Origin of the sequence: Paenibacillus aurantius (genome assembly GCF_032268605.1) — a bacterium.
Classification (GTDB): Bacteria; Bacillota; Bacilli; order Paenibacillales; family NBRC-103111; genus Paenibacillus_AO; species Paenibacillus_AO aurantius.
On record NZ_CP130318.1, the window covers coordinates 2,277,725 to 2,290,257 of the forward strand.

Annotated in this window: 10 protein-coding genes; 8 read left to right on the forward strand and 2 right to left on the reverse strand. The window is 56.9% G+C overall.

Annotated features, from left to right (window positions below; genetic code table 11):
* Window positions 1-80 precede the first annotated feature (80 nt).
* Both MJA45_RS10270 and MJA45_RS10275 read left to right on the forward strand, forming a co-directional pair.
* Window positions 81-1,568 carry a tagaturonate epimerase family protein gene (locus MJA45_RS10270; protein ID WP_315607162.1) on the forward strand — a complete coding sequence of 496 codons (1,488 nt, stop codon included), beginning with the start codon at window positions 81-83 and terminating at the stop codon, window positions 1,566-1,568.
* A gap of 20 nt (window positions 1,569-1,588) precedes the next feature.
* On the forward strand, window positions 1,589-2,887 hold the full coding sequence (locus tag MJA45_RS10275) for a glucuronate isomerase (protein WP_315607163.1): 1,299 nt from the start codon (window positions 1,589-1,591) through the stop codon (window positions 2,885-2,887).
* A gap of 215 nt (window positions 2,888-3,102) precedes the next feature.
* On the opposite strand, the gene MJA45_RS10280 is transcribed toward MJA45_RS10275, so the two are convergent.
* A complete protein-coding gene (locus MJA45_RS10280) occupies window positions 3,103-3,744 on the reverse strand; it encodes a cell wall hydrolase (protein WP_315607164.1) in 642 nt (213 codons plus the stop codon).
* Between the two features lie 282 nt (window positions 3,745-4,026).
* Between MJA45_RS10280 and MJA45_RS10285 the strand changes: the two genes are divergently transcribed.
* From MJA45_RS10285 to MJA45_RS10300, 4 genes are all read left to right on the forward strand, one after another.
* On the forward strand, window positions 4,027-6,096 hold the full coding sequence (locus tag MJA45_RS10285) for a bifunctional aldolase/short-chain dehydrogenase (protein ID WP_315607165.1): 2,070 nt from the start codon (window positions 4,027-4,029) through the stop codon (window positions 6,094-6,096).
* 67 nt (window positions 6,097-6,163) lie between these two features.
* Window positions 6,164-7,384 carry an L-rhamnose isomerase gene (gene rhaI, locus MJA45_RS10290; RefSeq protein ID WP_315607166.1) on the forward strand — a complete coding sequence of 407 codons (1,221 nt, stop codon included), beginning with the start codon at window positions 6,164-6,166 and terminating at the stop codon, window positions 7,382-7,384.
* Window positions 7,378-8,859: a rhamnulokinase gene (gene rhaB / locus MJA45_RS10295; protein WP_407083151.1), complete on the forward strand. Its 1,482-nt coding sequence runs from the start codon at window positions 7,378-7,380 to the stop codon at window positions 8,857-8,859. Before rhaI ends, rhaB begins: the two co-directional genes overlap by 7 nt.
* A gap of 20 nt (window positions 8,860-8,879) precedes the next feature.
* Window positions 8,880-9,641 carry a DeoR/GlpR family DNA-binding transcription regulator gene (locus MJA45_RS10300; RefSeq protein ID WP_315607167.1) on the forward strand — a complete coding sequence of 254 codons (762 nt, stop codon included), beginning with the start codon at window positions 8,880-8,882 and terminating at the stop codon, window positions 9,639-9,641.
* A gap of 111 nt (window positions 9,642-9,752) precedes the next feature.
* Here the strand turns inward: MJA45_RS10300 and MJA45_RS10305 are convergent, their stop codons facing one another.
* Window positions 9,753-10,601, reverse strand: coding sequence for an RMD1 family protein (locus MJA45_RS10305; protein ID WP_315607168.1), 849 nt, complete (start codon window positions 10,599-10,601; stop codon window positions 9,753-9,755).
* A gap of 204 nt (window positions 10,602-10,805) precedes the next feature.
* Here MJA45_RS10305 and MJA45_RS10310 point away from each other — a divergent pair, with 204 nt between their 5' ends.
* Together MJA45_RS10310 and MJA45_RS10315 are read left to right on the forward strand one after the other, a co-directional pair.
* Entirely contained in the window at window positions 10,806-11,462 is a 657-nt protein-coding gene (locus MJA45_RS10310; RefSeq protein ID WP_315607169.1) for a DJ-1/PfpI family protein, read from the forward strand.
* 66 nt (window positions 11,463-11,528) lie between these two features.
* Entirely contained in the window at window positions 11,529-12,461 is a 933-nt protein-coding gene (locus MJA45_RS10315; RefSeq protein ID WP_315607170.1) for a DMT family transporter, read from the forward strand.
* Window positions 12,462-12,533: the final 72 nt, after the last annotated feature.

A 12,533-nucleotide genomic window follows, 5' to 3' on the forward strand; every position in this document is an offset into this window, starting at 1 on the left:
GTATAAAGAAGTAGAGAGCCCCGGCGCTCTGACCGAAAGGTAAGAAATGGCCGGAGATTAATGACGACGGAGGGATCCATATGGATATTCAGACTGGACATAAAGAAAGCGCTTTATCGATACCGGGCCTCGGGCCCGAAGACCGCATCTATCCCCGCTCCTATAACGAGACCGGCGGCACCCGGCTTGTCATGGTGAAGAAAGATCACACCAAGTATTTGGTAGCAGCAGGCTCCGGCCCTTTATTCGAGGATCTGCAGGGGAACGTGAAGGAGGAGTTCAAGTGGTGCCCGCTCACGCATGAGAACCGGCTGGTGCTTAACCGCTACTTTGAGTATACGGCACCACAAGCGTTCGGTACCCAGATCGCCACCTTCGGGCTTGGCGACCGGCTGGGACTCGCATCCCCGGGTCATCTGGAGACGATCCGCGGCCGCGACGTGCGTCCGATTCTTGCCCAGCAGAGCATCCGGGAGCTGAATCTCACCGGCCGGGACTATAAGGAAGTGCTCGACGCCGCCTGCTTCGCCGCTTTTCAGGAAGGCTACAAGGACGGGTTCGGGGCGGACGGTGATCACCTGAAAGTCGAGCCCGATATCGAAATGGCTCTTCGTCTCGGCTTCACGATGTTGACGCTCGATTGTTCAGAGAAAATCGACAACACGGTGGAGAAGGCGTCGGCTGAAGAACGGGAAGAGAAGTATTCCCAACTGCCGGAGGAGCTGCGCCGTCATTATGAAGAGCGCTACCTCGACCAATCGTTCTCGATCGGAGATACGAGCATCCGCTTCGACCGCGATACCCTGATCCGCAATGTGCTGATCTATTCCGCCGCGATCGATTTCATGGAGACCATTTACAACACCTATATTCAGAAAGCGGAACGCCCGGTAGATTTTGAGATTTCCATCGACGAAACGGAAACCCCGACCGATCCGGCATCTCACTATCTGGTGGCCAAGGAGCTCTACTCCCGCGGTGTGGAGATTTTCAGCATGGCTCCCCGGTTCTGCGGTGAGTTCCAGAAGGGAATCGACTATATCGGCGATATTGGCCAGTTTGAACAGGAACTCGCCCTTCATGCCCGGATCGCGGACGATTTTGGCTATAAGCTCAGCATTCACTCCGGCAGTGATAAATTCAGCGTATTCCCGATCATCGCCAAGTATACGAAAGGCCGCTTCCACGTCAAGACGGCCGGTACCAACTGGCTGGAGGCCGTCCGCACGGTGGCCCAGGTGAATCCTTCTCTCTACCGGCGTATGCACGCGTTCGCCCTGGAGCATTTCCACGAGGCGGCGGCGTATTATCACGTGACGACGGATTTGTCCAAGATCGTTCCCCTGAACGAAGTATCGGATGAAGCGTTGGCGGATACCTACATGAACGAGGACAATGCCCGCCAGCTGCTGCACATTACGTACGGGCTGCTTCTTCAAGCGAAGGACGGGGAGGGGAAATTCCTCTTTAAGGACGAATTTTACCGCACGCTGAGCGAACATGAAGACGACTACAAGCGTTCGCTCATCGGCCATATCGGCAAGCATCTGGATTTGCTGGGCAAATAATAGAACAGGGAGGACCAACCATGCCGATTCAAACCAAGGAAGAGCTTCGCCAAGTCGTTCAGGAAACGGTAAACACCACCCCGATTTCGGATATCCATACCCATCTGTTCACAGAAGATTTCGGTTCGATTCTGCTGTGGGGCATCGACGAGCTTCTGACGTATCACTACCTGGTGGCGGAAACCTTCCGTTTCCACCCGGAGCTCTCCTACGATGCGTTCTGGGCTATGAGCAAAACGGAGCAGGCCGATCTCATCTGGCAGACGCTGTTCCTCGACCATACGCCTTACAGCGAAGCTTGCCGCGGGGTATTGACCGTGCTTAACCGCCTTGGGCTGGACGTGGAAAGCCGCGACCTGGCTTCTTACCGGGAGTATTTCAAGAAATTGACGACAGGGGAATACATCGACAAGGTGTTCGAGCTGAGCGGGGTCACCAACGTATGCATGACCAATGATCCGTTCGCCGACGCCGAGCGAGCCGTTTGGGAAAAGGGGACGGAGGCCGACCCGAGGTTCCATACCGCCCTTCGGATCGATCCGCTGCTTAACCAATGGGAAACGACCTGGGCCCGGCTGAAGGAGTGGGGCTATGAGGTGGAGCAGGAGCTGACGGAGACTACGCTGAAGAGCATCCGCTCTTTCCTGAAGGACTGGATTGAGCGCATGAATCCGCTCTATATGGCGGTTTCGCTGCCACCGACCTTCGCTTATCCGGAAGCTTCCGTCAGAGGACGGCTGATCGACGAATGCATCCTTCCGGTGGCCCGTGAGGCCGGAATTCCTTTTGCCATGATGATCGGGGTGCGCAAAAAAGTAAATCCCGCCCTTGGGGATGCAGGGGACAGCGTGGGCAAATCCGACGTAAGCGCCGTGGAGAACATCTGCGCGCAGAACCCGGACAACAAATTCCTGTGCACCATCCTCTCCCGGGACGACCAGCATGAGCTGACCGTGGCCGCGCGTAAATTCCGCAACCTTCATGTATTCGGATGCTGGTGGTTCCTGAACAACCCGAGCATCATCGAAGAAATGACGCGGATGCGCTTCGAGCTGCTTGGAGCAAGCGTCACTCCCCAGCATTCGGACTGCCGGGTGCTCGATCAGCTCCTCTACAAATGGGACCACTCCCGCATCATCATTGCGAAGGTGCTGTATGACAAATACAGCGACGTGATGGATACGGGCTGGAAGATCACCCGGGAGGAAATCGCGCGCGACTGCGCGGATCTGTTCGGGGGCTCGTTCTGGAAGTTCTTGGGCAAGCCTGATCCCAACGCCTCCTCCGGAGCCGAGAAGAAGTACGCCGGCAGCCGTTAACAAGTCGGATAAACGGGAGTCCAGGCTCCCTGGAACCTGGTTTTTGATCCGTCGATGAGGCGGGAAGGGGCTTGCCATAAGCGGAGGTACCTGTCCCGACTCTATCAAAAACGATCACAACTCCAACCAAAAAGCCCTCTTGAGCTCTTGCGAGCTTCAGGAGGGCTTTCTTACTTCTTTAGGAGAAGACGAACTCATTTGAGCCCGTTCCGGTCTTAATTCGTGAAGACATGATTGCCGATGGTCAGCTTGGCCGGTCTTGCTTTCATCCAGGAGGATGTGGCGATAGCCGGGTTATAGTAGAACAACGCACCGCCGGTCGGATCGTAGCCGTTAAGGGCCGTCCGGGCGGCTTCGTAGGCAGAGCTGTCCGGAGCGAGCTGGTATTGCCCGTCTCTAACGGCGGAGAACTGCCCCGGCTGGAAGATCACGCCGGAAATGGAATCCGGGAAGGAATTCGACTGCACCCGGTTCAGGACCACCGCGCCTACCGCGACCTGGCCCTGGAAGGACTCTCCGCGGGCTTCCGCATGAATGATCCGGGCCAGCTGCCCGAGGGAAACGGATTGATTCGGAGCCGCTTGTTTAAGCTTCGAGAACGTAACCGAATCGGCTTCCCCGTCCGCCGGAAGGCCATAGGCCCGCTGGAAGCTGCGGACCGCTTCCGTCGTCAGGGTCCCGTAATAACCCGTTGTTCCGACTTTCAGGTAACCGAGGCTGCGCAGACTGTCCTGAACAGCGGCTGCGTCGGCGCTTTGGGAGCCGTAGCCGACGGATTGGGCGGATGCCGGGGCAGCCGTACCGAGAATACCGAGGGCACAGGCACAAACAGACAATAAGACAGGTACTTTCTTCATGGATTTACGTTTTACCTCCTCTGGTTGTAGACTACCGCGGGATTGGCTGTCTGGAATAAGGCGGCCGGAGGCTGGATGGGGCCATCCGGATACCCGTCCATAGGGGCAGGCAAGGAAAAAACGCCAAGAGAGCGTTTTCCCGTCCTTAGTAACGTTCGTATAAGAGCTTGTCTATAGGTCCGTTCCCGGCATTTTTCTTTGTAAACAGACATAAATAAAGATATACAAAAATAATCAAAGGTGATAAACTGAAGGCAAACAAACATATGGGAGGAATTTGGCATGCCGGCGAATTTGTGGGACAAGGATAAGGCCAACGCAGTAGAGAAAGGGCTGGGGGAGCTCGTTTACCGCTCCAACCTGCTCGGAACCGACCGGTCCGTAGCGAACTGGGGCGGAGGAAACACTTCCATGAAGACGGTGGAGAAGGATTTCCGCGGACGTGATGTCGAAGTCATGTGGGTAAAAGGAAGCGGTTCCGATCTTGGAACGATGAAGGCGGGGAACTTTACGGGGCTTCGCCTGGAGGACATCCGTCCCTTGATGGAGCGGGAGTCGATGTCGGACGAGGAGATGGTCGCGTATCTGGCACACTGCATGATCGATTCCCGCCATCCCCGCGCTTCGATCGAAACGCTGCTGCATGCCTTCCTGCCGTTTAAGCATGTGGACCATACTCATCCCGACGCCATCATCAGCCTTTGCTGTGCCGATAACGGCCGGCAGCTGGCGGACGAAATCTACGGCGACCGGTACGTCTGGGTGCCTTACGTGCGTCCCGGCTTTACCTTGTCCAAGATGATCGCCGAAGGGGTGCGGAACAACCCGAAGGCCGAGCTGGTGCTGATGGAGAAGCACGGGCTCGTCACCTGGGGGGAGACGTCCGCGGAAAGCTACCAGAAAACGCTCGAGATCATTGGTGAGGCGGAGCGCTTCATTGAGGCCCGGGTTAACCCGGAGAAGCTGTTCGGAGGAGCAAGGTACCAGTCCCTGACGCCCGAGCAGCGCCGCAGCCTTTTCGCCGCTATCCTCCCCGTCATCCGCGGGGAAGCCGGCAAGGACAGCCGGACGATTCTCACCTATGATGACTCCGACGACGTGCTGGCCTTCGTCAACGGGGAGAATTCCCCTAAGCTGTCCCAGGTAGGGGCGGCCTGTCCGGATCACCTCGTTCACACGAAGATGACACCGCTGTTCGTGGAGTGGGATCCGTCCACCGGCGATGTGCAAGCCCTGATCGAAGGCATCCGTCAAGGAATGGAGAAGTTTAAAGCGTCTTACACCGAATACTTCGAGCGCAACCGGAATGTTGGGGACAAGATGTTCGAGCCGGCTCCCCGCGTTATCCTGATCCCGGGTCTTGGAATGGTCAACACGGGCAAGAGCCACGCCATGTCGCGTGTAAGCGGAGCCCTCTACCACCGCGCCATTGCCGTTATGCGGGGAGCGACGGCACTTGGCGAATTCGTCTCGCTGTCCGAGAACGAGTCCTATAACGTGGAATATTGGCCGCTTGAGCTGTATAAGCTTACCCTCGCCCCTAAGGAAGCGGAATTCTCGCGTCAAACGGTGTTCGTCACCGGGGGAGCGGGCGGAATCGGCAGCGTTACGTGCCGGACCTTTGCCGCCCAGGGAGCCCACGTGGTCATCGCCGACCTTAACCTGGAAGGGGCACAGAAGACGGCCGCCGAAATCAACGAACAGTTTGGCGAAGGCCGGGCGGTTGCAGTTAAGATGGATGTGACGGACGAGGCCCAGGTGGAGGAGGCGTTCCGCGAAGCGGCGCTGGCCTACGGCGGCGTCGATATTCTCGTCAACAATGCCGGCCTTGCCACCTCCAGCCCATTTGACGAGACTTCCCTGAAGGAATGGAATCTGAATATGAACGTGCTCGGGACCGGCTATTTCCTCGTAGCCCGCGAAGCGTTCAAGCAGATGAAGGCCCAGGCCACCGGAGGCAGCATGGTATTCGTAGGCTCCAAAAATTCCGTCTATGCCGGCAAGAACGCTTCCGCTTACAGCACTGCCAAGGCGGCGGAGGCCCATCTGGCCCGCTGTATCGCGGCAGAGGGCGGGGAGTTCGGCATCCGCGTGAACACCGTGCTGCCGGACGCCATTCTTCAAGGCTCCCAGATCTGGAACTCCAGCTGGCGCAACGAGCGGGCGGCGGCTTACGGAATCGAGCCGGATCAGCTCGAAGAGTACTACCGCAAGAGAACCACGCTGCTCGTCAACATTTATCCGCAGGATATCGCCGACGGCATCGTGTATTTCGCTTCATCGAAAGCCTCCAAGACGACCGGCTGCATGCTGACGATCGACGGCGGCGTTCCGGCGGCTTTCACCCGGTAACACCCGTATTGGAAAGGCAACCGGCCGCACAGCGGCCAACCATACCGAGGAAGGGACAGGTGTACACATGAGCGACCGCGCGTATCAGGTATTCGAGGAGCAGCAGAAGGCAAGAGGCATCGATTTGGAGAAGGTGAAGGAGAAGCTGAAGGCCTTGAAGGTAGAGACCCCCTCCTGGGGGTACGGGGATTCCGGAACCCGTTTCAAGGTGTTCAAGCAGCAGGGCGTGCCGCGGAATCCTTTTGAGAAGTTCGAGGACGCCGCCCAGGTCCATAAGCTGACGGGCATCTGCCCAAGCGTCGCCATCCACATTCCTTGGGACAAAACGGACGATTACGACAAGCTGAAGGAGCACGCGGCCAATCTGGGCGTGTCCATCGGGGCGGTCAACCCCAACCTCTTCCAGGAGGACGAATACATCTTCGGCAGTGTAACCAACTCCGACCCGGCCATTCGTCAGAAGGCGGAGGAGCATCTGCTCGAATGCGTGGATATTGCGAAGACCGTCGGCTCCGATGTGCTCAGCCTGTGGTTCGCCGACGGAACGAATTATCCGGGGCAGGCGGACATCCGCAAGCGCAAGCACTGGATGCAGGAATCCCTTACCCGCATGTACCGGGCCATGACGCCTGAGATGAGAATGCTCATCGAGTATAAGTTCTTCGAGCCGGCCTTCTATCATACCGATCTGGCGGATTGGGGAATGGCGTTCAATCTGGCGAACAAGCTAGGACCGCAGGCGGAGGTGCTGGTGGACACCGGCCACCATGCCCAGGGCACGAATGTCGAGCATATCGTGGCGTATCTGCTTGATGAGGAGAAGCTGGGCGGGTTCCACTTCAACTCCCGCAAATATGCGGACGACGACTTGATCGTCGGCTCCGTTAATCCTTATGAACTTTTCCTTATCTTCTACCAGATTCTGGATGCGGAAGCGACGGGTTCGGAGGGCGTCCGGAACAATGCCGCGAATATTGCCTACATGATCGACCAGAGTCATGCCATCGAGCCCAAAATTCCGGCCATGCTCCGTTCCGTGCTGAACGTTCATACCCAATATGCCAAGGCTCTGCTGATTAACCTGGACGAAGTGAAGGAAGCCCAGGACCGGCAGGACGTGCTGGGCGCCGAGGATGCGGTGCGCCGGGCTTTCGAATTCGATGTCGCTCCTCTGCTTAGGGCCGTTCGGGAAGAGATTGGCGTGCCGGTTGATCCCATGAAGACTTACCTGGAGAGCGGGTACGGCCAGAGCATCCTTTCCCGGGGTAAGGGAGGGGCCAGCTGGTGACGGAATCGTCCTGTGTCCTGGCCTTTGACCTGGGGGCCAGCAGCGGCCGGGCCATGCTGGGCCGGTTGGTGAACGGTACCCTCAGCCTGACGGAGATCCACCGCTTCCCGAACGACCGGGTTCAAGCCGGCGGCGGGGTTTACTGGGATATTCTTCGGTTGTATCATGAAATCAAGCTAGGGATCGGGAAAGCTCTTCGGGAAGAGCCGGGGATCTTAAGCCTGGGCATCGATTCCTGGGCCGTGGACTACGGCCTGATCGGCCCGGACGGCGAGCTGCTCGGCAATCCTTACCATTACCGGGATTCCCGGACGGACGGCTGCATGGAAGAGCTGGGCGATCTTCTGGGGAAGGACACGATATTCGGTCTGACGGGGATTCAGTTTCTTCCTTTCAACACGATTTATCAGCTCTATGCCGCGAGAAAAACGGATTCCTCCTCTCTGAAGCAGGCGTCGAAGCTCCTGATGATTCCGGATCTGCTCCGGTATTTCCTGACCGGGGAGATGAAATCCGAATTCACGAACGCCTCCACCACCCAGCTGCTGAATCCGGCTAGCGGAGAATGGGAGCTGAAGCTGCTGGAGGCGATCGGGCTTCCGGCGAGCCTCTTCCTTCCTCCGGTTCAGCCGGGTACCCCAGCCGGTACGCTGCAGGCCTCCGTTGCGGAGGAGCTCGGCGTGCCGCCGCTTCCGGTCATTGCGGTAGCGGAGCACGATACGGCCTCCGCTGTTGCGGCCGTTCCGGCCGAGAGCGAGGAATTCGCTTACTTGAGCTGCGGGACCTGGTCCCTCATGGGCACCGAGCTAAACCGGCCGGTGCTTACCCCGCAGGCGCTCGAGTGGAACTTTACGAATGAGGGCGGCGTGAACGGCACCTTCCGCCTGCTCAAAAATATTATGGGGCTGTGGCTCATACAGGAATGCCGAAGCGCCTGGGAGAAGGAAGGGGACTCCCGTTCGTTCGCCGAGCTCGTGCAGGCGGCTGCGCAGGCAAAGCCTTTCCGGAGTCTGATAGACCCCGATCACCGGATGTTTATCCACCCGGCCCATATGCCCAAGCAGATCCAAAGCTTCTGCCGGGAGACGGGACAGCCGGTGCCCGAGTCGAAGGAAGAGATCATCCGCTGCGTCATGGAGAGCCTCGCTCTTCAATACCGTTCCGTGCTGCAGCGGACGGAGGAGCTGTCCGGCCGGAGCTTCAACGGCCTGCATATGGTGGGCGGAGGCATCCACAACACCGTATTGTGCCAATATACGGCCAACGCTATCGGCCGTCCCGTGTGGGCCGGTCCGGCGGAGGGCAGCGCCATCGGCAACGCGGCCGTCCAGCTGATCTCGCTTGGGAAAATAAGCGGGATCCAGGAAGCCCGGGACATCATCCGACGGTCCTTTCCCGTCGACACGTACTTGCCGGAGGAGCCGGCAGTCTGGGAGGAAGCTTACCGCCGGTTTGCCGAAACCATCATTAACTGAACCGAAGGAGAGAGTAGGCCATGCTGGCAGCGGAGAGGCTTCAGAAAATCGTCACCCTCGTCAACGAGAGAGGGAGCATCCGGGTATCCGAGCTCAGTGAGCTGTTCGAGGTGACGGAAGAAACGATCCGCCGGGATCTGGATAAGCTCGAAGGGGAGAACAAGCTGGCCCGCAGCCATGGAGGCGCGGTAAGCATCAAGGAAAGCCAGCCGGATGTTCCGTTTCCGGTCCGGGAAGCCACGAACGCCCAGGAGAAAATCCGGATTGCGGAGGAAGCCGTTCAGCACGTGCGGCCAGGCGACCGGATTGTTCTGGACGCAAGCACCACTGCTTGGTACATGGCCCGCTTCCTGCCGGACTTCCCTCTGACCGTCCTGACCAATTCCATCAAGGTGGCCATGGAGCTCAGCGCCAAGGAGAAGATCGAGGTGATCTCCACCGGAGGGACGCTTTCCTCCAAAACGCTCTCTTACATTGGCCCGCAGGCCGAGAGGGCGCTGGATCCTTATCACGTCAACAAAGCCTTTCTCTCCTCCAAAGGCGTTCATGAGCAGGGAATAAGCGAGAGCAGCGAGCTTCATGCCATCGTCAAAAGGAAGATGGTCGCCATTGCCGACCGGGCCTTCCTGCTCGCCGACTACAGCAAGTTCGGCGTTCAAGCCTTCACCCGGATCGCCGGCTGGGAGAGCCTTCACACGGTCATTACGGATTCCCGGACGGAAGAATCCTTCCTTGCCCGGCTGAGAGAGAAGCAGGTGGAAGTGATCCGGGTCGGAGATTGACGCCATTGGATTCATCCATTTACCAACCCAAAAAATGACTTGAAATGACGGGATGTTACCCTCGGAAAAGGGGAAGCCCGGTGGATCAAGTCATTTTTTTTGTTTCCTTTATCAATGAGAGGGAAGCCATCCCAAGATTTGTAGGAGGGTCAGGAGCACTTCGATCACAATCAGAATCACGACAATCCACTCGACAAAAAGCCCCCGGATGGAATGACTGATGTTGGAGAACCCTTCTAAGATGTGATACAAAATATCCGTTTTGCTTTTTAGTATTTTATAGCGATCGTTCAATTCGAAGAAATCCACCATCTTATCATAGAACTCGCTTGCGGAGCTATGCGTCCAGGTCAATTCCGGTTTATCCAGAATCATAATATAGGCTAGCGTATTATATTCATGGCGAACCACCTTGGCCGTCGTTTGGGCCAATTCTTTGTTACCGATCCGAAGCTTTCCTTTTTCCAGCCGGTCTATCATGTGTTCAAGGCTATCTTGAATGACCCCGAGCTGCTCTTCCGTCCTCTCGAGTGCTACCGATTTAGCCAGGACCGTAGAGATTAATTCGGGGAAAAAATATTCATATTCCTTCACGACCACATACTCGTCTGTCAGGTTTATCCTATCGATTTCTCCGATATGAAGACTATAATCATCCGAATACCGATTTACGTTTACCAGATCGATCTCAGGCTCAAAGGTTTGAATAAAATTCAGACAGACCTTGATTTGGTCGGAGCGTGCATGATTGACAAAGACCGCACTACCAAAAGAAAAGATCATGACCTGCTGCAGATCATCCTCTAGTTTGGTGCGATAAATCTTTTCCAGTGTTTTGTTTCTCAAGATGAGAGGCTGTTCCCACGTATATTTTTTGGGGATACCGCATTGGATGGCGATTTTGTTTAGATCGATCTCATTCGTGAGAGCCAAAGCCTTGAAAGTTATTTTATTTTCCATGGGTCCCACCTTTTCGCCTTCTCAAGTTATATCATCTATTTTCAACCAAAAATGAGAGATTTAATCGGGTCCACCAACACATTTCCACAACCAGTAAAAGATTCCACTTATTTCTGGGAGGTTTTTGCTTAAGAAGTTCGGGGTAAGCATTCGGATAGACCCCGTTAGGGAGGAAAGCGGCTTACCCGCGTAAGGAGGAACGGCATGACCTATACGTACGTTTATGTGCTGGATACCATGGCGGATTGGGAGCTCGGGCATGTGACGGCTGAACTCGGCTCCGGCCAATATTTTAAGAAGAGGGGAGAGGCCTTTCCGGTCCGTACGGTTGGCATCTCCAAGGAGAGGATTGTCACCAAGGGAGGTGTAACGATCGTTCCCGACCTTACCGTGGACGAGCTGACTCACGACCAAGCGGCGGTTCTCCTTCTGCCTGGTGCGGATACTTGGAGAGAAGTCCGGCATAAGCCCGTACTGGAGTTGACGAGAGATTGGTTGGCGAGGGGGATTACGGTGGGAGCCATTTGCGCAGCGACGGCAGCCCTGGCGGCAGAGGGGCTCTTGAATGACCGTCCCCATACCAGCAACTCGCTTGAATATTTGAAGCAGTTCGGTGGGGACTATCGGGGCGCGGACTATTACCGCAATGAGAAAATCGTCCGGGACGGCAGCCTCATTACCACGAGTGCCGCAGGCGGCCTGCTGCTTGCGCGGGAAGTGCTGGAGGCTCTGGGGGTTTTCTCCGAAAAGACGTTAGCGGCCTGGTACGATTATTACCGGACCGGTGAAGTGACCCATTACTATCTTCTCCTCGAGTCGATGGCCGAGCCAGGCCCGTCGCAGGACCCTCAAACGAGTTGATAAACCGCCGAAAGAGGCGTATCATAATCCTTCTAATCTGCAAGTGAAGGAGTTACGGATAGCCTTATGATAAACCGGTCCCGGCTTCAAACGGCCGGTCTTCTTACGTTTCTGGTTCTGGCGTGGGGGATCTCCTGGCCGATCTATAAAATCGCTTTGGCTTACACCCCGCCTCTGCTGTTTTCCGGTATGCGGACCCTGTTCGGGGGACTGCTCTTGGCGGTCTTTCTGTGGCCGAGGCGCAGTCAAATCCGGTGGAAGAGCCGTTGGCCCATTTATGTGGTTTCGTCTCTCTTTAATGTCATTCTCTATTACGGGCTGCAAACCTATGGCTTGAGGCTCGTTCCCTCGGGGCTCTTCTCGGTCTTGGTCTATCTGCAGCCGGTTCTGGTCGGCCTGCTGGCCTGGCTCTGGCTGGAGGAACCGATGAGCCTGCTGAAGGTGGCCGGTCTCGTTCTCGGGTTTCTTGGGGTGACGGCCGTTTCGCTGGAAGGACTTCACGGGCCGGTTGCGGGGCTCGGCATCGCTTTGGCGCTGATTACCGGAGCCGGGTGGGCGATCGGTACGGTCTATGTCAAAAAGACCAGCGGCCGCGTGGATTCGATGTGGCTGGTCGCCCTACAATTCCTCATCGGCGGGGCGGTTCTGACGGCGGCGGGCTCGGTGACCGAACGGTGGTCATCCATTACGTGGAACCTGCCTTACGAGGCCGGGCTCGTGTTTGGCATTGTGATCGGCATCTCCGCCTCCTGGGCGGTTTACTTTCATCTAGTGAATTCCGGTGATGCCAGCAAGGTGGCCTCGTTTACCTTCCTGGTTCCCCTGATCGCCGTTGGAAGCGGGACGCTGTTTCTGCACGAGCGCTTCACCCTTAATCTGATCCTGGGATTGGTCCTGATCGTCGCCAGCATCGGGCTGGTGAACCGCAAAGGCAAGCCGGCCGCCGGATCAAAGCAGCGGACGGTCGCGGCAGGCGAATCCGGTGGAGCCGGATGCTGACGGAAGGAGCTAAGGGGATAGGAGCCGGAATGCTTCCCTTTCTTGTTAACCGGAACAAAAAGGTGCCCTCTG